Origin of the sequence: Streptomyces sp. NPDC056883 (genome assembly GCF_042788835.1) — a bacterium.
Classification (GTDB): Bacteria; Actinomycetota; Actinomycetes; order Streptomycetales; family Streptomycetaceae; genus Streptomyces; species Streptomyces stoeckheimensis.
On sequence record NZ_JBHUBS010000009.1, the window covers coordinates 64134 to 82289 of the forward strand.

Annotated in this window: 18 protein-coding genes; 8 read left to right on the forward strand and 10 right to left on the reverse strand. The window is 71.2% G+C overall.

Annotated features, from left to right (window positions below):
- The first annotated feature begins 136 nt into the window (after positions 1-136).
- From ACFRU2_RS22580 to ACFRU2_RS22605, 6 genes are all read left to right on the forward strand, one after another.
- On the forward strand, positions 137-1987 hold the full coding sequence (locus tag ACFRU2_RS22580) for a phosphatidylglycerol lysyltransferase domain-containing protein (RefSeq protein ID WP_382974782.1): 1851 nt from the start codon (positions 137-139) through the stop codon (positions 1985-1987).
- Between the two features lie 26 nt (positions 1988-2013).
- Positions 2014-2919: a dihydropteroate synthase gene (gene folP, locus ACFRU2_RS22585; protein ID WP_382974785.1), complete on the forward strand. Its 906-nt coding sequence runs from the start codon at positions 2014-2016 to the stop codon at positions 2917-2919.
- On the forward strand, positions 2916-3359 hold the full coding sequence (locus tag ACFRU2_RS22590; RefSeq protein ID WP_351383571.1) for a nuclear transport factor 2 family protein: 444 nt from the start codon (positions 2916-2918) through the stop codon (positions 3357-3359). Before folP ends, ACFRU2_RS22590 begins: the two co-directional genes overlap by 4 nt.
- A gap of 141 nt (positions 3360-3500) precedes the next feature.
- On the forward strand, positions 3501-3860 hold the full coding sequence (gene folB / locus ACFRU2_RS22595; RefSeq protein WP_030010912.1) for a dihydroneopterin aldolase: 360 nt from the start codon (positions 3501-3503) through the stop codon (positions 3858-3860).
- Positions 3861-3868: 8 nt separating this feature from the next.
- Positions 3869-4465, forward strand: coding sequence for a 2-amino-4-hydroxy-6-hydroxymethyldihydropteridine diphosphokinase (gene folK, locus ACFRU2_RS22600; RefSeq protein WP_382975189.1), 597 nt, complete (start codon positions 3869-3871; stop codon positions 4463-4465).
- A gap of 76 nt (positions 4466-4541) precedes the next feature.
- Entirely contained in the window at positions 4542-5030 is a 489-nt protein-coding gene (locus ACFRU2_RS22605; protein ID WP_382974789.1) for a DUF3180 domain-containing protein, read from the forward strand.
- Positions 5031-5116: 86 nt separating this feature from the next.
- Here ACFRU2_RS22605 and folE read toward each other — a convergent pair whose 3' ends face one another.
- The 6 genes from folE to dacB form a co-directional block, all read right to left on the reverse strand.
- Positions 5117-5725: a GTP cyclohydrolase I FolE gene (folE, locus tag ACFRU2_RS22610; protein WP_250754436.1), complete on the reverse strand. Its 609-nt coding sequence runs from the start codon at positions 5723-5725 to the stop codon at positions 5117-5119.
- 96 nt (positions 5726-5821) lie between these two features.
- A complete protein-coding gene (gene ftsH / locus ACFRU2_RS22615; protein ID WP_382974792.1) occupies positions 5822-7849 on the reverse strand; it encodes an ATP-dependent zinc metalloprotease FtsH in 2028 nt (675 codons plus the stop codon).
- 182 nt (positions 7850-8031) lie between these two features.
- Entirely contained in the window at positions 8032-8592 is a 561-nt protein-coding gene (gene hpt, locus ACFRU2_RS22620; protein ID WP_243339812.1) for a hypoxanthine phosphoribosyltransferase, read from the reverse strand.
- A gap of 66 nt (positions 8593-8658) precedes the next feature.
- Positions 8659-9774: a tRNA lysidine(34) synthetase TilS gene (gene tilS, locus ACFRU2_RS22625; protein WP_382974795.1), complete on the reverse strand. Its 1116-nt coding sequence runs from the start codon at positions 9772-9774 to the stop codon at positions 8659-8661.
- A gap of 232 nt (positions 9775-10006) precedes the next feature.
- Positions 10007-11158 carry a zinc-dependent metalloprotease gene (locus ACFRU2_RS22630; RefSeq protein ID WP_382974798.1) on the reverse strand — a complete coding sequence of 384 codons (1152 nt, stop codon included), beginning with the start codon at positions 11156-11158 and terminating at the stop codon, positions 10007-10009.
- Between the two features lie 57 nt (positions 11159-11215).
- Positions 11216-12676, reverse strand: a complete 1461-nt coding sequence (dacB, locus tag ACFRU2_RS22635) for a D-alanyl-D-alanine carboxypeptidase/D-alanyl-D-alanine-endopeptidase (protein ID WP_382974800.1) — start codon at positions 12674-12676, stop codon at positions 11216-11218.
- 162 nt (positions 12677-12838) lie between these two features.
- On the opposite strand from dacB, the gene ACFRU2_RS22640 reads away from it, so the two are divergent.
- Together ACFRU2_RS22640 and ACFRU2_RS22645 are read left to right on the forward strand one after the other, a co-directional pair.
- Positions 12839-13333, forward strand: a complete 495-nt coding sequence (locus tag ACFRU2_RS22640) for an inorganic diphosphatase (RefSeq protein WP_266960167.1) — start codon at positions 12839-12841, stop codon at positions 13331-13333.
- A gap of 183 nt (positions 13334-13516) precedes the next feature.
- Positions 13517-15172 carry a threonine/serine exporter ThrE family protein gene (locus ACFRU2_RS22645; protein WP_382974803.1) on the forward strand — a complete coding sequence of 552 codons (1656 nt, stop codon included), beginning with the start codon at positions 13517-13519 and terminating at the stop codon, positions 15170-15172.
- Between the two features lie 97 nt (positions 15173-15269).
- Here the strand turns inward: ACFRU2_RS22645 and ACFRU2_RS22650 are convergent, their stop codons facing one another.
- The 4 genes from ACFRU2_RS22650 to ACFRU2_RS22665 all read right to left on the reverse strand — a co-directional run bounded on the left by ACFRU2_RS22650 (position 15270) and on the right by ACFRU2_RS22665 (position 18082).
- Positions 15270-15977, reverse strand: a complete 708-nt coding sequence (locus ACFRU2_RS22650; RefSeq protein ID WP_382974806.1) for a DedA family protein — start codon at positions 15975-15977, stop codon at positions 15270-15272.
- A gap of 86 nt (positions 15978-16063) precedes the next feature.
- Positions 16064-16822: a MerR family transcriptional regulator gene (locus ACFRU2_RS22655; RefSeq protein ID WP_382974808.1), complete on the reverse strand. Its 759-nt coding sequence runs from the start codon at positions 16820-16822 to the stop codon at positions 16064-16066.
- Positions 16823-16917: 95 nt separating this feature from the next.
- Positions 16918-17517, reverse strand: a complete 600-nt coding sequence (locus ACFRU2_RS22660; RefSeq protein ID WP_382974811.1) for a PadR family transcriptional regulator — start codon at positions 17515-17517, stop codon at positions 16918-16920.
- Between the two features lie 61 nt (positions 17518-17578).
- Positions 17579-18082, reverse strand: coding sequence for a DinB family protein (locus ACFRU2_RS22665; RefSeq protein WP_382974814.1), 504 nt, complete (start codon positions 18080-18082; stop codon positions 17579-17581).
- Positions 18083-18156: the final 74 nt, after the last annotated feature.

An 18156-nucleotide genomic window follows, 5' to 3' on the forward strand; every position in this document is an offset into this window, starting at 1 on the left:
CTATGGCAGGACTAGTTTTTTTCTCGACGGAAGAGTGAACCCGCTCCCCCTCGATGTCGTCCTAGTGGACGCACCACCCAGCGAAGGGCCCCAGCGGCCTTCGGCCACATGATCTCTCGCGGAGCAACGGGAAGCGATGTCTAGCAGGATAGATGGCGATAAGTCGGGACAGGTTCCGAAGCCTGTCAGCCGAATCCTCCGAGGCCCCCGACCGGAGTCCGTCCCCGGAGTCGTGGGCACCGCAGTCACGGTCGTCGGCCTGCTGGACATCGCCGCGGGAGTCTTCCCGCGCTTCCGGCACAGCCGCATCCACGCGGTCACCGAGGTGCTGCCCGGTTCCGTCGGCCCCTTCGCCGCCGCCCTGGCCATCAGCGCCGGCGTCCTGCTCCTGCTGCTCGCCCACGGGCTCAAGCGCCGCAAGCGCCGCGCCTGGCGGGCGGCCGTGGTACTGCTGCCGGCCGGCGCCGTCGCGCAGTTCACGTACCGCCACTCGGTCATCGGCGTGGTCATCGCGGCGGTGCTCCTGGCCCTCCTGCTCCGCCATCAGAGTGAATTCAAGGCGCTGCCCGACCCGCGCAGCCGCTGGAAGGCGCTCGCCAACTTCGTGCTGATGAGCGCGGGCTCCATCGGCCTCGGTCTGGTCATCGTCAACTCGCACCCCGGCCGCGTTGTAGGCAATCCGGGTGTTTATGAACAGATCAGCCACGTCGTCTACGGGCTCTTCGGCTTCGAGGGCCCCGTCGACTACGCCGGCCGGGTGTCCTGGACCGTCGGCTACTCGCTGGGCGCCCTCGGCATGCTGACCGCCGTCACCACCATCTACCTGGCCTTCCGCCCCGAGCACCCGGCCGCCCGGCTCACCGCCGACGACGAGGTCAAGCTCCGCGAGCTGCTCGCCCGGCACGGCGGCCGCGACTCGCTGGGGCACTTCGCGCTCCGCCGCGACAAGGCCGTCGTCTTCTCCCCCAGCGGCAAGGCCGCCGTCACCTACCGCGTCGTCTCCGGCGTGATGCTCGCCTCCGGCGACCCGGTCGGCGACGTCGAGGCCTGGCCCGGCGCCATCGAACGGTTCATGGAGGAGGCCAAGACCCACTCCTGGACCCCCGCCGTCATGGGCTGCAGCGAGACCGGCGGAGAGGTCTGGACCCGCGAGACCGGCCTCGACGCCCTGGAGCTCGGGGACGAGGCGATCGTCGACGTCAAAGACTTCTCCCTCTCCGGGCGGGCGATGCGCAACGTCCGGCAGATGGTGAAGCGCATCGAGCGCAACGGCTACACCACCAAGGTCCGCCGGGTCAGCGAGCTGACCGACACCGAGCTGGAGCAGGTGCGCGGCGCCGCCGAGGCCTGGCGCGGCACCGACACCGAACGCGGCTTCTCCATGGCGCTGGGCCGCGTCGGCGACCCGGGCGACGGGGACTGCTACATCGCCACCGCACACCGCGTCGAGGAGGGCGACACCTCCCCCTTCGGCGACCTCAAGGCCGTCCTGCACTTCGTCCCGTGGGGCAAGGACGGCATGTCGCTGGAGCTGATGCGCCGCGACCGCGCCGCCGACCCCGGCATGAACGAACTGCTCATCGTCGCCTCCCTGGAGGCCGCCCCGGCGCTCGGCATCGAGAAGGTCTCCCTGAACTTCGCGATGTTCCGCTCGGCCCTGGCCCGCGGCGAGAAGATCGGCGCCGGCCCGGTCCTGCGGATGTGGCGCAGCCTGCTGGTGTTCCTCTCGCGCTGGTTCCAGATCGAGTCGCTGTACAAGTTCAACGCGAAGTTCCGCCCCCGCTGGGAGCCCCGCTTCGTGGTCTTCCGCACCACCCGGGACCTGCCCCGCATCGGCTTCGCCGCGATGCAGGCCGAAGGCTTCGTCACGCTCGCCTTGCCCCGCCTGTTCGCCGGCCGGCGGCGTCCCAAGCCGGTCCGCACCTGCGCCCACCACCGGGTGCAGACCGTCCCCGCCCAGGCGGAGCGCGAGGTCCGGGCCGCCTGACGGGCACGGGCCCTACCCTGGGAACCATGAACACGAACAGCGGTCCCGCCCCCAGGGGCCTGGTGACGGGCCTCCCCGACTGGGACCGCTGTGCGGTCATGGGCGTCGTCAACGTCACCCCCGACTCCTTCTCCGACGGCGGCCGCTGGTTCGACACCACCGCTGCCGTCAAGCGCGGGCTCGACCTCGTCGCCCAGGGCGCCGACCTCGTGGACGTCGGCGGCGAGTCCACCCGCCCCGGCGCCTCCCGCGTCGACGAGGAGGAAGAGCTGCGCCGGGTCGTCCCCGTCGTCCGCGGCCTAGCCTCCGAAGGCGTCGTCGTCTCCGTCGACACCATGCGCGCCTCCGTCGCCGCCCGGGCCGTCGCCGCCGGCGCCACCCTGGTCAACGACGTCAGCGGCGGCCTCGCCGACCCGGACATGATCCCGGCCGTCGCCGCCGCCGAAGTGCCCTTCGTCGTCATGCACTGGCGCGGCTTCAGCGACGGCATGAACCGCCTCGCCGTCTACGAGGACGTCCTCGCCGAGGTCACCGCCGAACTCCGCACCCGCATCGACGCCGTCGTCGCCGGCGGCATCGCCCCCGAACGGGTCCTGGTCGACCCGGGCCTCGGCTTCGCCAAGAACGCCGAGCACGACCTCGCCCTGGTCGCCCACCTCTCCGAGCTGCGCGCACTGGGCTTCCCGCTGCTGGTGGCCGCCTCGCGGAAGCGTTTCCTCGGCCGGGTGCTGGCCGGCGCCGACGACGCCTCCCCGCCGCCCGCCCGCGAACGCGACGCCGCCACCGCCGCCGTCACCGCCATCGCCGCCGCCCGGGGCGCCTGGGCCGTACGCGTCCACGAGGTACGGGCGAGCGCCGACGCGGTTCGGGTGGCCCGTGCCGTGGAAGGGGCACTGCGTACGACCCGTAGCAACGAGGAAGGGGCCCGGTGAGCCGTACCGACATCGAATCCGTCGAAGAGGTCAACACGGCCTTCTACGAGGCCATGGAGCGGGGGGACTTCGACGCACTGTCGGCGCTCTGGCTCGAGGACGAGATCTCCTGCGTGCACCCGGGCTGGCCGGTGCTGTCCGGACGCGGCGAGGTGCTGCGCTCCTACGCGCTGATCATGTCGCACACCGAGTACATCCAGTTCTTCCTGACCGACACCAAGGTCACGGTCATAGGCGACACCGCCCTGGTGACCTGTACCGAGAACATCCTCAGCGGCGGACCCGCCGAGGACGGCGGGGAACTGGGCCCGCTCGTCGGCCAGCTCGTCGTCGCGACGAATGTGTTCCGACGCACACCGGAGGGCTGGCGCCTCTGGTCGCACCACGGTTCTCCCGTCCTCACGGACTCCGACGAGGACGACGAGGAGGAGTCCTCCTAGCCCTTCAGCCGGGGGGCTGTCGGGGTCCCAGGTATTTCGCAGGTAAATTCGAAGATGGACGACGCCGACCGCACTCGGCTCCGGCCATGGATCCGGGGAGTCCCGGACCGGAAGCACCTACGAAAAGCAGGAGTGATTCGCGTGGATCGTGTCGCGCTGCGCGGCCTCAAGGCTCGCGGGCACCATGGCGTCTTCCCCCGGGAACGCGAAGAAGGCCAGACCTTCATCGTCGACCTGGTGCTCCACCTCGACACCCGGCCCGCGGCGGCGGGCGACGACCTGGCTAAGACGGTGCACTACGGGGTAGTCGCGGAAGAAGTCGTCGACGTGGTCCAGGGCGAGCCCGTGGACCTGATCGAGACCCTCGCCGAGCGGATCGCCCAGCAGTGCCTCAAGCACGAAGCGGTCGCCCAGGTGGAGGTCGTCGTCCACAAACCGGACGCGCCGATCACCGTCCCCTTCGACGACGTGACCATCACGATCACACGGAGCCGCGCGTGAACAACGGAATGAACGCCCAGAGCGACCCCACCGTCCAGCCGGTACCCGCCTCCGTGGTCGAAGCCGTCGACGCGGCCGACGTCACCCTGTCCAACCCCAAGTGGGCCGTCGTCGCGCTGGGCGCGAACCTGGGCAACCGCCTGGAGACCCTCCAGGGCGCCATCGACGCCCTCGGCGACACCCCGGGCCTCCGGGTCAAGGCCGTCTCCCCCGTCTACGAGACGGAGCCGTGGGGCGTGGACGCGGGCTCGCAGCCCTCGTACCTCAACGCCGTCATCTCGGTGAAGACCACCCTGCCCCCCAGCTCCCTGCTGGAGCGCGGCCACGCCATCGAGGAAGCCTTCGACCGCGTCCGCGAGGAGCGCTGGGGGCCCCGCACGATCGACGTCGACATCATCACCTACGCCGACGTGGTCTCCGCCGACCCCGTCCTCACCCTCCCGCACCCGCGCGCCCACCAGCGCGCCTTCGTGCTGGCCCCCTGGAACGACATCGACCCCGAGGCGCAGATCCCGGGCCAGGGGCCCGTGGGCGCGCTCCTGGCGGCGGTCGGCCTCGCCGGGCTCACCCGGCGCGAGGACCTGGAACTGCGCCTCCCCGAGTGAGCCGCGCCCGCGGGGCGGGTCCGCCGACCACTTAGGATCACCGGGTACGCACGCACGGAGAGCGGGAGAGGCGCACGTGAAGCAACTGAGGCCGGCGGTCCTGGCGGGCATTTTCGCGATCGCCGCGGTGCTGTCCTGGGCCGGAGCCCGGCTGTGGAACGCGTACGGCACGCTCCCCGGCGTCCCGGTGGCCGCGCCCATCGTGCTGGGCGCCATCGCCGTCGTCCTGCTGGCAACGGCCCTGTCGCTGCGCTCCCGCCTGAAGGCGCAGCGCGAGCGCGTGCCCGGCGCCAAGGGCGTGGAGCCGCTCATGGCGGCCCGCGCGGTCGTCTTCGGCCAGGCCAGCGCCCTGGTGGCGGCCCTGGTCGCGGGCGCCTACGGCGGCGTCGGCGTCTTCCTGCTCACCACCGCGATGGACGTCCCCGCCCGCCGCGACCAGACCTGGTACGCCGGCTTCTCGGTCCTGGCGGGCGCGGCGGTCATCGCCGCAGCCCTCTTCCTGGAACACGTCCTGAAACTCCCGGACGACGAGGACCCCGCCTCCGAGGCCCCGTCCCGGGCCTAGGCCCCCAGGGCACGACCTGGCCCCGGCACGCGGCCTGCGGCCACGGACGGGGCTCGCCGGCACCCCGGGGGCGGCCTGCGGGGCGGCTAGCGGGCCATGATCAGGCTCATCGCCTCGTTGCGGGTCGCGGGGTCGCGGAGCTGGCCGCGGACGGCCGAGGTGATGGTCTTCGCGCCGGGCTTGCGGACGCCGCGCATGGTCATGCACATGTGCTCGCACTCGATGACCACGATGACCCCGCGCGGGTCCAGGATCTCCATGACCGACTCGGCGATCTGCGTCGTCAGCCGCTCCTGCACCTGGGGGCGGCGGGCGAAGACGTCCACGAGGCGGGCGAGCTTCGACAGACCGGTGATCTTCCCGTCGACGGACGGGATGTAGCCGACGTGCGCCACACCGTGGAACGGAACCAGGTGGTGCTCACACGTACTCATGACTTCGATGTCCTTCACCAGGACCATCTCGTCGTGGCCGAGGTCGAACGTCGTCGTCAGGACGTCCTCGGGCCTCTGGTACAGGCCGGCGAATATCTCCTTGTACGCCCGCGCGACCCGCCCCGGAGTCGCCAGCAGCCCCTCGCGGTCCGGGTCCTCGCCGACCGCGATCAGGAGCTCGCGGACGGCCGCCTCGGCGCGCTTCTCGTCGAACTCGCCGATCGTGCCCTCGCCACCGGTCAGGGTCACTGGGTCGGTCATGTCTTCCTCGTTCCTGTCTGCGCGTTCGCCGGCGCGTAAAAGTGCCGCGCCCCCCAGGCTAGAACCTGGGGGGCGCGGCTTCCATTCCGGGAGGTACTAGGCCTCCGGGCGCTCCTCCGGGGAGGGCTCCGGGGTCTTCTCCACCGACACGGCGGTCGAGGCCGACGTGCCGTTCGCCGCGTTCGTCAGCTGGAGCTCCTTGGGAGAGAGCACCGGCGGACGGGTGGACGGCGTGCGGTGCGAGGAGCCGGTCCACGCCGGGCGGGCCGGGCGCTTCACGATCGTCGAGAAGACCTCGGCGATCTGCTCCTTGTTGAGCGTCTCCTTCTCCAGGAGGGCGAGGACCAGGTTGTCGAGGACGTCGCGGTTCTCGACCAGGATCTCCCAGGCCTCGTTGTGCGCGGTCTCGATGAGCTTCTTGACCTCTTCGTCGACCAGCGCGGCGACTTCTTCCGAGTAGTCACGCGGGTGCGACATCTCGCGCCCGAGGAACGGCTCGGTGTTGTCTCCGCCGAACTTGATCGCGCCGAGACGCTCGGTCATGCCGTACTGGGTGACCATCGCGCGGGCCGTTGCCGTGGCCTTCTCGATGTCGTTCGCGGCGCCCGTGGTCGGGTCGTGGAAGACCAGCTCCTCGGCCGCGCGCCCGCCCAGCATGTACGCCAGCTGGTCGAGCATCTCGTTGCGCGTGGTCGAGTACTTGTCCTCGTCGGGCAGGACCATGGTGTAGCCCAGGGCCCGGCCGCGGGACAGGATCGTGATCTTGTGGACCGGGTCGGAGTTCGGGGAAGCCGCCGCGACCAGGGCGTGTCCGCCCTCGTGGTACGCGGTGATCTTCTTTTCCCGGTCCGACATGATCCGGGTCCGCTTCTGCGGACCCGCCACGACGCGGTCGATCGCCTCGTCCAGCGCGTGGTTGTCGATCAGCTTCTGGTCCGAGCGGGCCGTGAGCAGCGCGGCCTCGTTCAGGACGTTGGCGAGATCGGCACCCGTGAAGCCGGGGGTACGGCGGGCGACGGCGCCCAGGTCCACGTCCGGGGCGACCGGCTTGCCCTTCTGGTGGACCTTGAGGATCTCCAGACGGCCCTGCATGTCCGGACGGTCGACCGCGATCTGGCGGTCGAAGCGGCCGGGGCGCAGGAGGGCCGGGTCGAGGATGTCGGGACGGTTCGTGGCGGCGATCAGGATGACCCCGCCCTTCACGTCGAAGCCGTCCATCTCGACGAGCAGCTGGTTGAGGGTCTGCTCGCGCTCGTCGTGACCGCCGCCGAGGCCCGCACCGCGGTGCCGGCCGACGGCGTCGATCTCGTCGACGAAGACGATCGCCGGGGCGTTGGCCTTGGCCTGTTCGAACAGGTCGCGGACACGCGAGGCACCGACACCGACGAACATCTCGACGAAGTCGGAACCGGAGATCGAGTAGAAGGGGACACCGGCCTCGCCCGCGACGGCACGCGCGAGCAGGGTCTTTCCGGTGCCGGGCGGGCCGTAGAGCAGCACGCCCTTGGGGATCTTGGCGCCGACGGCCTGGAACTTCGCCGGCTCCTGGAGGAACTCCTTGATCTCGTGGAGTTCCTCGACGGCCTCGTCGGAGCCCGCGACATCGGCGAACGTCGTCTTCGGGGTGTCCTTGGTGATGAGCTTGGCCTTGGACTTCCCGAAGTTCATGACTCGGGAGCCGCCGCCCTGCATCTGGTTCATCAGGAACAGGAAGACCACGACGATGAGGACGAACGGCAGCAGCGAGAGCAGCACGCTCAGGAACGGGCTGGTCTTGTCCGGCGTGACGGAGTATCCGTCAGGGATCTGACCGGCTTCGTACTTGGTCTGGAGGTTCTGGGCGAGCTGTACGCCCTGGTCCCCGATGTAGTTGGCCTGGAACTTGGTGCCGTCGTTGTCGCCGAGCTTCTGGTCCTTCTTCAGCTCGATCTTGATCATCTGGCTGTCACCGGTGGTGAGCTTGGCGCTGTCCACCTGGCCACTGTTGATCGCCTTGATGACCTCGCTGGTCTCCACCGACTTGTAGCCGCCGCCGGAGCCGACGACGTTCATCAACACGACCACGGCGAGGACGGCCAGCACGATCCACATAACCGGCCCACGGAAGTATCGCTTCACGTCCATCCATACGGGGCGCTAGGCACCCCGTCCCTCCTGCCCGTAGGTAAATGCTGCTGTGAGTAAAGACTGTTCTTCGGAATGTACCCCTGCATTGTCACCCGTGGCCTCATGGGACGGCTGACAGACCCGCCTTTCCATGCTCCAACGGCGGGAAACGCTCCAGGGTTCCCCTGTCGGGCGCTGGATCAGCCGCCGTAGACGTGGGGAGCGAGGGTGCCGACGAACGGCAGGTTGCGGTACTTCTCCGCGTAGTCGAGGCCGTAGCCGACGACGAACTCGTTCGGGATGTCGAAGCCGACCCACTTCACGTCGATCGCGACCTTGGCGGCGTCGGGCTTGCGCAGCAGCGTGACGACCTCCAGGGAGGCCGGCTGGCGGGAGCCGAGGTTCGACAGCAGCCACGACAGGGTCAGGCCCGAGTCGATGATGTCCTCGACGATCAGGACGTGCTTGTCCTTGATGTCGGTGTCCAGGTCCTTGAGGATCCGCACCACGCCCGAGGACTGGGTCCCGGCGCCGTACGAGGACACCGCCATCCAGTCCATGGTGAGCGGGGTGGACAAGGCGCGCGCCAGGTCCGCCATCACCATCACCGCGCCCTTGAGGACGCCGACGATGAGCAGGTCCTTGCCCGCGTACTCCGCGTCGATCTTCGCGGCCAGCTCGGCCAGCTTCGCGTCGATCTCTTCCTTGGTGATGAGCACCGACTGGAGGTCGTTGCCCATGTCCTTCTCGTCCACCCGCATCACTTTCGTTGTCGGCTGGGGCTCCGGGGGGTGACCCCGGAGGACTCAGCCGTGTTTCAGCACCAATCAGCCCTGCCGGATGACCAGTCTGCCACCCTGCCGCTGGGCCTCCACCCGGCCGGGCAGGTTGATGGCTCCCTGACCGCGCCATCCGGTGATGAGCCGGTCGACTTCCTCGATGTGGCGGGCGAAGAGGGAGCCTGCGGGAGAACCGGCGGCGACGACCGCCCGGCGCAGTACGCGGCGGCGGACCGCGGGGGGAAGCGCGTACAGCTTGGCGCACTCCAGGCGGCCGTCTTCGTCGCGTACGCCGCTCTCGGCCTCGGCGGCCCAGGCGTCCAGGGCGTCGGCGTCGTCGCGGGAGAGCTGGGCGGTGCGGGCGAGCGCCTCCACGACCCCCTTGCCGAGCGCCTTCTCCAGGGCGGGCAGCCCTTCGTGGCGCAGCCGGGAGCGGGTGTAGGCGGGGTCGATGTTGTGCGGGTCGTCCCAGACGGCGAGGGACTGGACCATGCAGGCCTTGCGGGCGGTCTGCCGGTCGACCTGGAGGAAGGGCCGGCGGTAGTGGTGGCCCAGGCCCCGGGCGCCGGGGCCTCCGGAGACTTCCGCCATACCGGAGAGCGAGCGGATGCCGGAACCGCGGGCGAGGCCCAGCAGGACGGTTTCGGCTTGGTCGTCGCGGGTGTGGCCGAGCAGCACGGCGACGGCGCCCAGCCGGTCGGCGGCCTCGTCCAGGGCCGCGTAGCGGGCGTCGCGGGCGGCGGCTTCGGGGCCGCCGTCGCGGCCGACGCGCACGGCGACGGACTCGACGGGGTCGAGGTGCAGCGCGGTCATGCGGGAGACGACCTCGGCGGCGCGCAGGGCGGAGCCGTCCTGGAGGCCGTGGTCGACGGTGATGCCGCCGGCCCGGATTCCGAGTTTGGGGGCCTCGAAGGCGAGGGCGGAGGCGAGCGCCATGGAGTCCGCGCCGCCGGAGCAGGCGACGAGGACGAGCGGAGCGGTGTCGGGGAGGGGGTCGTGGGGGGCGGCACCGGCCGAGGATCCGACGGTGCGGCCGGGGCGGCCGACGCGGGGTGCGGGGGCGGGAGCGGGCCGGCCTCCCTGTTCGGTGAGGTCGGTGAGGACGTCGTGGAGTACGCGGCGGACCGCCAGGCGTATCGCCGCGACCGCAGGATGGGGACCCATGTCCGGTGCCCTTCGGTGGAGTTCGGATGCCTCGGAGGCGCTGGGAGGCGTTGCGGGAGGTGGTGTGCCGGTGTGCTGCCCGGCTCCCCCGCACGTAGGGGTTGTCACTCAGAGTGCGTCGATGGTGACAGAGCCGAGCCGTTCTCCGAGCATCGCACGCCCTTCCACGCCCCACGGTCCCTCGGACGGGTGACGCTGCTTCCCCCAGAGGGACATCTTCACGCCTCTTGGGTCACACCTCTTCGCTCGCCTCGCTCTGCTCGCTCCCCTTGCGGTGGACGCGGGCCACCCAGTCCGCGGGCCTGGCGATCTCGGACTTGGTCGGCAGTGTGTTCGGGGAGGTCCAGACCCGGTTGAAGCCGTCCATGCCGACCTGGCCGACGACGGCGCGCACGAAGCGTTCCCCGTCGCGGTACTGGCGCAGCTTGGCGTCGAGGCCGAGGAGCTTGCGCAGGGCGGCGTCGAGCCGGCCGGCGCCACTGGCCCTGCGCTGCTGGAACTTCTCGCGGATCTCGCCGACCGAGGGCACGACCTCGGGGCCGACCCCGTCCATGACGAAGTCGGCGTGGCCCTCCAGGAGGGACATGACGGCGGTGAGCCGGGCCAGCACCTCGCGCTGCTCGGGGGTCTGCACGAGCTCGACGAGGGAGCGGCCCTCGTCCCCGCTTTCCGCGTCGGGGCGGGCTCCGGCGAAGGACTGGGCGGCCTCGCGCAGGCGCTCCAGCACGGTCATCGGGTCCATTTCGGTGGCTCCGAGGAACGTCTGGATTTCGCCCTCCAGATGTTCGCGGAGCCACGGGACGGCCGTGAACTGGGTACGGTGCGTCTCCTCGTGCAGGCAGACCCAGAGCCGGAAGTCGTGCGGGTCCACCTCCAGCTCCCGCTCCACGTGGACGATGTTCGGCGCGACGAGCAGCAGCCGGCCGCCGGTGGCGGAGCCCGGGAGGTCGAGGCCCGCGGGCGCGAAGGTCTCGTACTGGCCGAGCACGCGGGAGGCCAGGAAGCTGAGCAGCATGCCCAGCTCGACGCCGGTGACCTTGCCGCCGACCGCGCCGAGCACGGCGCCGCCGGGGGTGCCGGCGCGGCGGTCCTGCATCTTGCCGAGGAGGGGCGACAGGAGCTCGCGGAAGCCCGCCACGTTGGCCTTGACCCAGCCGGCCCGGTCCACGACGAGGACGGGCGTGTCGGCCGGGGTCATGCCTTCGGGCATCATCCGCGTGAACTCGCGCACGTGCCGTTCGGAGGTCTTGGCGTGCCTGCGCAGCTCCGCGACGACGGCCCGCGCCTCCTCCCGGCTCACCTCCGGACCGGGCCGCACGAGCCTGGTCGCGGTCGCCACCGCGAGGTTCCAGTCGACCATCTCCGCACCACCGAAGCTCGTCATGCGTCAACCGTACGTGGACCTGCGCGCGGGCGGGATCCCCAAGGGCGGGCGGGATCCTCAGGAAGCGTTGGCCACGGCCGCCGCGAGCTTGTCGAGGCCCTTCTCCGCGGGGCCGGGCTCCGGGGTGTTCGCGGTCAGGAACGCGAAGGCGAGCAGTCGGCCGGTGGGGTCGACGACGGTGCCGGCGAGGGAGTTGACGCCGCTCAAGGTGCCCGTCTTGGCCCGCAGCAGGCCGGCCGCCGGGGAGTCGCCGGAGTTGCGGGTGCGCAGGGTGCCGGTGAATCCGGCGACGGGCAGTCCGGTGAGGACGGGCCGCAGGTCGGGCCGCTGCGGGTCGGCGGCCTTGGCGAGGAGGGCGGTGAGCAGGCCGGCGCTGACCCTGTCGGCGCGGTTGAGGCCGCTGCCGTCGGCGAAGCGGGAGCCGGCGGTGTCGACGCCGAGGGCGGCGAGCTTCGCGCCGGTGGCCTGGGCGACGCCGTCGAAGCTCGCGGGTGCTCCGGAGGCGAGGGCGGTCTGGCGGGCGAGGGCTTCGGCGATGTCGTTGTCGCTGTGGGTCAGCATCCGCTCGACGAGTCCGGCGAGCGGCGGCGAGAGGGTGGCGGCGAGCGGGACGGCCCCGGTGGCGGCCTTGGCCCTGGCGGGCTCGCCGGTGACCTTGACCCCGCGTTCCTTGAGCAGGGCGGCGAAGGCGCGGGCGGTGTCGCGGGAGGGGTCCTGGCTGCGCTTGACGGGGCCGGAGAAGGATTCGTCGGGGCGTCCTTCGTCGGCGGTCAGGGCCGTGACGGGCGCGAGGTTGGGGTTCTCGCCGATCGGGTGGAGGACGGGGCCGGTGTAGAGCGAGTCGTCGTAGCCGAGGGCCACGGAGTCGGTGCCGGCGGCCTTGAGGGCCTGTGCGGTGTCCGCGGCGAGGGCGACGAGGCTGCCGCCGGAGCCGGCCGGGGCCTTCTTCTTGGCGGTGAGCGAGGGGTCGCCGCCGCCGACCAGGATGATCTGGCCGGGCCCGGCGCCGGGGGTGACGGTGGTGCGGATCCGGTGGTCGGGACCGAGGGCCGCGAGGGAGGCCGCCGCGGTGGCGATCTTGACGGTGGAGGCGGGGGTCATGGCGTCCCGGGCCCCGGTTTCGAAGAGGACCTTCCCGGTGGCGGTGTCGATCACGGAGGCGCCGCGGGCGGTTCCGAGGGCGGGGTCGGCGAGCAGCGGCCGCAGGGCGGCGGCGAGGGCCCCGGAGTCCACGGCTCCGGCCTGGTCGCCCGAGCCGGAGCCCGTGCCCGAGCCGGCTCCGGCGGGGCCGACGCCGGCGAGCACGCCGGGGGCGCTGGGGGCCGCCTGCGGCAGCGCGGCAGCGGTGCCGGCACCGTGATCTGCGCCACCCGTACGGCCCCAAGAGGCGGCCTTGTCCCGCTCGGCCTTACGCTGGCCGGAGTCCCAGGGACCCGCGGCGGCCACCGTCGCGGCCGACAGGGCGAGGCCGGCAACGGCCGACACCGCGATGAGCTGCCAGGTCTTGACCAATGGCACCTCGGACCAGCCCCTTTCGCGATCACACATATGCGTGAGGGACACTTAACCATTGCGTCTTGCCGCGAGCATGGCACCCCACCCGGCAGGGCCGGGCGGGCCGCGCACGCAGGTGAACGGCGCATCCCCGAAGCAATGAAGCTGATCATGGAGGAGCAGGACGTGGAGTTCGACGTCACCATCGAGATCCCCAAGGGTTCGCGGAACAAGTACGAGGTGGACCACGAGACCGGCCGGATCCGCCTGGACCGTCGCCTCTTCACCTCGACCAGCTACCCGGCCGACTACGGCTTCGTCGAGAACACCCTCGGCGAGGACGGCGACCCGCTGGACGCGCTGGTCATCCTTGACGAGCCGACCTTCCCGGGCTGCCTGATCAAGTGCCGCGCGATCGGCATGTTCAACATGACGGACGAGGCGGGCGGCGACGCCAAGTTGCTGTGCGTGCCGGCGTCCGACCCGCGTGTGGAGCACCTGCGCGACATCCACCACGTGTCCGAGTTCGACCGCCTGGAGATCCAGCACTTCTTCGAGGTCTACAAGGACCTGGAGCCGGGCAAGTCGGTCGAGGGCGCGAACTGGGTCGGCCGCACCGAGGCCGAGGCCGAGATCGAGGCCTCGTACAAGCGCCTCGAGGCCCAGGGCGGCCAGCACTGAGCTCCGGCTCGGTGAGTCGGGCGGGCGGGACGTCCCGTCGGCCCTCGTGACATCACGGGCGGCATCCCTTCGGGGGTGCCGCCCGCTGTCGTGTCCGGGGTCGGACGGGCGCCGGTGCCGCTTTCGCCGCGGATCAAGGTGTTCCGCATACTGATACGGGCTGGGTCGGGGACTGGAGGACGCGTGGCGGAAGGCGAAGGATCCGGGACCGAGGACCGGAAGCCGAAGTCGGACGAGGCGCGCAGTGCGTTCTCCGTGCCGGACGGGGTCGGGGTGGACCCCGAGGCGGTCGAGGAGGACCAGCCGACGTCGGAGTTCGCCGTCCCCGACGGACTCGCCTCGGTGTCCCTGGAGCCGGAGGGTTCCGCGTTCGCCACCCCGCACACCTACAGCGCCGCCCACTCCCCGCCGGCCTACACCGGCCCTCCGGGCTTCCCCGTCACCCGGATGAAGGAGTCCCCCTGGCAGGACCGCATGCGCACGGTGCTGCGCATGCCGGTCGACGTCCGGCCGGTGCCGGAGCCCTCGCAGCGCCTCGCCGTGGAGACCGGGCCCGCCGTGGGGCGCGTGCTCGACCTGACCCTGCGCATCGGCGAGCTGCTGCTCTCGGGCGGCGAGGGCGCCGAGGACGTGGAGGCCGCGATGTTCGCCGTGGCCCGCAGCTACGGCCTGGACCGCTGCGAGCCCACCGTCACCTTCACCCTGCTGTCGATCACCCACCAGCCCTCCCTGGTGGACGACCCGGTGTCGGCGAACCGCACCGTCCGCCGCCGCGGCACGGACTACACCCGGCTCTCGGCCGTGTTCAGGCTCGTCAACGACATCACCGCGCACGAGGTCGAGATCTCGCTGGAGGACGCCTACCGGCGGCTCGCCGAGATCCGCCGCAACCGGCACCCGTACCCCGGCTGGGTGCTCACCGCAGCGGCCGGCCTGCTCGCCGGCGCGGCCTCCACCCTGGTCGGCGGTGGCGTGCTGGTGTTCTTCGCAGCCGCACTCGGGGCGGTGCTCGGCGACCGGCTGGCCTGGCTGTGTGCCGGGCGCGGGCTGCCGGAGTTCTACCAGTTCGTGGTCGCGGCGATGCCGCCGGCCGCGATGGGCGTGGCCCTGAAGATGACCGAGATCGACGTGCGCTCCTCCGCCGTGATCACCGGCGGGCTGTTCGCGCTGCTGCCGGGGCGGGCCCTGGTCGCGGCCGTGCAGGACGGTCTGACCGGCTACTACATCACCGCCTCCGCCCGGCTGCTGGAGGTGATGTACCTCTTCATCGGCATCATCATGGGCGTGCTGGTGGTGCTCTTCGTCGGCGTCCAGTTCGGCTCCAATCCGCAGCCGGAGGACGTCCTGCAGATCGAGCAGCGGCCACTGCTCCAGATCGTGGCCTCGATGGTTCTGGTGTTCACGTTCGCGATCCTGCTCCAGCAGGAACGTTCCACCGTGTGGTTCGTGACGCTGAACGGCGGGATCGCCTGGGTGATCTACGGGGCCCTGCACTACGCCGCCAAGATGCCGCCGGTGCCGTCCACCGCGATCGCCGCCGGGCTCGTCGGCCTCTTCGGGCAGCTCCTCGCCCGGCACCGGTTCTCCTCGGCCCTCCCCTTCGTCACGGCCGCCATCGGCCCGCTGCTGCCCGGCTCGGCCACGTACTACGGGCTCCTGCTGATCGCCGAGGACCGGCTGAACGAGGGGCTGGGCTCGCTGACGAACGCCGCGGCCATCGCGCTGGCCATCGCGATCGGAGTCAACCTCGGCTCCGAGACCTCCCGGCTGTTCATGCGCATCCCCGGCGCGGCCAGTGCGGCCAAGCGCGGCGCGGCGAAGCGCACCCGCGGGTTCTAGGGGCCGTCCGGGGCGGTTTCACGCCCCCGGATGCGCCGATGCCCCGCCGACCGGGAATCCCGGTGGGCGGGGCATCGTACGGGGCTTCGGGGAGCCGTCAGCGCTTGGCGTGGCGGCCGCTGCGCTGCTGGCCCGGGGCCTGCGGGTCCTCGCCGGCGCCGGGCTCCGTGCCGCCGGCCTCCGCCGCCGCCTTCTTCTGCTTGCGGGACTTGAGCACCTCGAAGATCACCGGGATGACGGAGATCAGGACGATGCCGATGAAGATCGGCTCGACGTTGTTCTTGATGACCTCGAACTGGCCGAGCTGGTAGCCCAGGATCGTGACGCCCGCGCCCCACAGGACGCCGCCGATGACGTTGAACGTCAGGAAGGTGCGGTACTTCATCGCGGTCGCGCCCGCGACCATCGGCGCGAAGGTGCGGATGATCGGCACGAACCGCGCGAGCACGATGGCCTTGGGGCCGTGCTTCTCCATGAACTCGTGCGCCGCGTCGAGGTTCTCGCGCTTGAAGAGCTTGGAGTTCGGCTTGTTGAAGATCTTCGGGCCGAAGACCTTGCCGATCATGTATCCGACCTGGTCACCGAGGATCGCGGCGGCCACGATCAGGGTGCACACCAGCCACAGCGGCTGGCTGATGGTGCCGCTCGCGACGAACAGGCCCGCCGTGAAGAGCAGGGAGTCTCCGGGCAGGAACGCGAAGAGACCGGATTCCGCGAAGACGATGACCAGGATGCCGATCAGGCCGAAATGGCCGATCAGGTACTCCGGGGAGATCCACTCAGGACCGAGCGCAAGCGTGTTCACGGGTTCCGGGCTCTCCTGGATCAGGTGGGGGGTGTCCGTCCAATTATGAACGCACACCACCCCCGCCTGGTTCCAGGGAACGGCGGCTAGACCTTGCGGACCGCGTTGGCCGTGATCGAGTCCCGCAGGTGCTCGGCGAGGCCCGGGCGCACGGAGTCGTAGAACTCCTTGAACCGCTCGTCCGCCACGTACATCTCGCCGAGGCCGGTGTGCATCTCGTACGAGCAGTCGTAGTACCAGGTCACGATGTGCCCCCGGTGCTCCTCGGCCATGTCCATGGCCGCCTCCCCGTCGGCGGGCTCGCCCGCCTCCATCAGGGCCGCGTACCGGGCGCTCCAGTCGGCGACCTCGTCCTGGATCCGCTTCCAGTCGTCCTTGGTGTAGGTGGCGACCCGCCGCTGCGACTGTGCGTACGCCTCGGTGCCGCCCCAGCGCTGCCGGGCCTCCTCCGCGTACCGCTCGGGGTCCTTGTCCCCGAACACCTCGAACTTCTCCTCGGGGGTGAGGTTGATGCCCATCTTCTTCGCCTCCATGGCGTGCTCGACGGCCGCGGCCATCTGCTGGAGCCGGGCGATCCGCTCGGACAGGAGGGCGTGCTGCCGGCGCAGGTGCTCCCTCGGGTCCGATTCCGGATCGTCCAGCAGGACCGCGACCTCTTCGAGCGGAAAGCCGAGCTCCCGGTAGAACAGGATCCGCTGCAGCCGGTCGAGGTCGGCGTCGTCGTACCGCCGGTGCCCCGCCCCGCTGCGGCCGCTCGGGGAGAGCAGCCCGATCTCGTCGTAGTGGTGCAGCGTGCGCACCGTCACTCCGGCGAATCCGGCGACCTGGCCCACGGAGTAGCCCATCGCTTCCGCTCCTCTTCTCGGGTACGCGCCCAGCCTGGTCCCTCACGTCGCGTGAGGTGCAAGCCCGCGAGCGGGGCAGGGCTCGGGGGCGGAGCTCAGGGGGACGGGGCGAGGACCCCGGCGAAGGCGTCGCCCGGGTCGTCGGCGAAGGAGTAGGCGCCGCCCTCGATGCGGGCGACCAGGCCCCGGGTCCAGTCCGCCTCGGCGTCCGCCGAGTGGATCCAGCGGTGCATGATCTCGCCGATGTGGCCCAGCGGCTCGGGGCCCTCCTCGGGGACGTAGTGGTCCGTGACGGCGGAGCGCCAGGCGGCCAGCCGGCCCAGGCGCTCGCGGAGCAGGGCCAGGGCCTCGGCGCGGGGCAGGTCGACCATGAAGCCGAGGGCCGAGGCGAGGACGTCGGCCTTCTGGTCGGCGGAGGACAGCGCCTCGCGGAGCAGCTTGAAGTACTCCGCGCGGCCCGCCTCCGTCAGCTCGTACTCGGTCCGCGGCGGGCCGCCCGCCGCGGACGGGGCCACCTCGTGGGCCAGCAGGACGCCCTGCTTCGCCATCTGCTTGAGCGCGTGGTAGATCGACCCGGGTTTGGTGTTCGACCACTCGTGGGCGCCCCAGAACTCCAGATCGGCCCGGACCTGGTAGCCGTGGGCCCGCCCGTGCTGGCGGACTGCGCCGAGGACGAGGAGGCGGATCGCTGACATGGGGCCAGGCTACTGACCCCTTGCCGGACCCCACCCCGGCCCCGGCCCCGTGGCGCCTCGGCTAGCCCATCGCGCGGGTGCCGTCGATGGACTCGCGGATGATGTCCGCGTGGCCCGCGTGCCGGGCGAACTCCTCCACCAGGTGCAGGAGCATCCAGCGCATCGAGACCTTGGCGTCCTGCGGGAACCACGGGGCCGGGGGCAGCGGGAAGCTGTCGTCGAGGCTGGGGACGGCGGCGATGAACGCCTCCGTCTCCTTGCGGATCCCGTCCCAGTAGGCCAGCACCGACGGCATGGTCTCGTCCCCGACCAGCCGGAAGCCGTCGGCCCAGTCGCCCCCCGGGGACTCGGTGTCGCCCTGCGCCATCCGCAGCCAGCCGAGCTCGCAGTTGGCCGCGTGCTTGAGCAGCCCGGACACGGAGAGCTCGCTGACGCTGGGCTTGCTCGCCGCCTGCTCCTCGGTCAGGCCCTGCGCCGCCTCGCGGAGCGCCGTGCGCTGGGCCTCGACGAAGGCGAGGAGCGTGCCGCGCTCGTCACCGGGGACCTCCGTGGAAATCTGAGCCATGACCGACCGCCTGCTTTCGCTGGGTTGTTCTCCTGCTGACAAGAACCACCGTACGAAGCCTTGCGGTCAGTTCC

What these genes read in the sequence shown, in the direction of transcription:
- folP (WP_382974785.1), top strand. Translation starts at nt 2,014, where the DNA reads ATGAACACGAACAGCGGTCCCGCCCCCAGGGGCCTGGTGACGGGCCTC.
- folE (WP_250754436.1), bottom strand. Translation starts at nt 5,725, where the DNA reads ATGACCGACCCAGTGACCCTGACCGGTGGCGAGGGCACGATCGGCGAG.
- folK (WP_382975189.1), top strand. Translation starts at nt 3,869, where the DNA reads ATGAACGCCCAGAGCGACCCCACCGTCCAGCCGGTACCCGCCTCCGTG.
- ACFRU2_RS22660 (WP_382974811.1), bottom strand. Translation starts at nt 17,517, where the DNA reads ATGTCAGCGATCCGCCTCCTCGTCCTCGGCGCAGTCCGCCAGCACGGG.
- ftsH (WP_382974792.1), bottom strand. Translation starts at nt 7,849, where the DNA reads ATGGACGTGAAGCGATACTTCCGTGGGCCGGTTATGTGGATCGTGCTG.
- ACFRU2_RS22580 (WP_382974782.1), top strand. Translation starts at nt 137, where the DNA reads ATGTCTAGCAGGATAGATGGCGATAAGTCGGGACAGGTTCCGAAGCCT.
- tilS (WP_382974795.1), bottom strand. Translation starts at nt 9,774, where the DNA reads ATGGGTCCCCATCCTGCGGTCGCGGCGATACGCCTGGCGGTCCGCCGC.
- ACFRU2_RS22655 (WP_382974808.1), bottom strand. Translation starts at nt 16,822, where the DNA reads ATGGGCTACTCCGTGGGCCAGGTCGCCGGATTCGCCGGAGTGACGGTG.
- hpt (WP_243339812.1), bottom strand. Translation starts at nt 8,592, where the DNA reads ATGCGGGTGGACGAGAAGGACATGGGCAACGACCTCCAGTCGGTGCTC.
- ACFRU2_RS22630 (WP_382974798.1), bottom strand. Translation starts at nt 11,158, where the DNA reads ATGACGAGCTTCGGTGGTGCGGAGATGGTCGACTGGAACCTCGCGGTG.
- ACFRU2_RS22665 (WP_382974814.1), bottom strand. Translation starts at nt 18,082, where the DNA reads ATGGCTCAGATTTCCACGGAGGTCCCCGGTGACGAGCGCGGCACGCTC.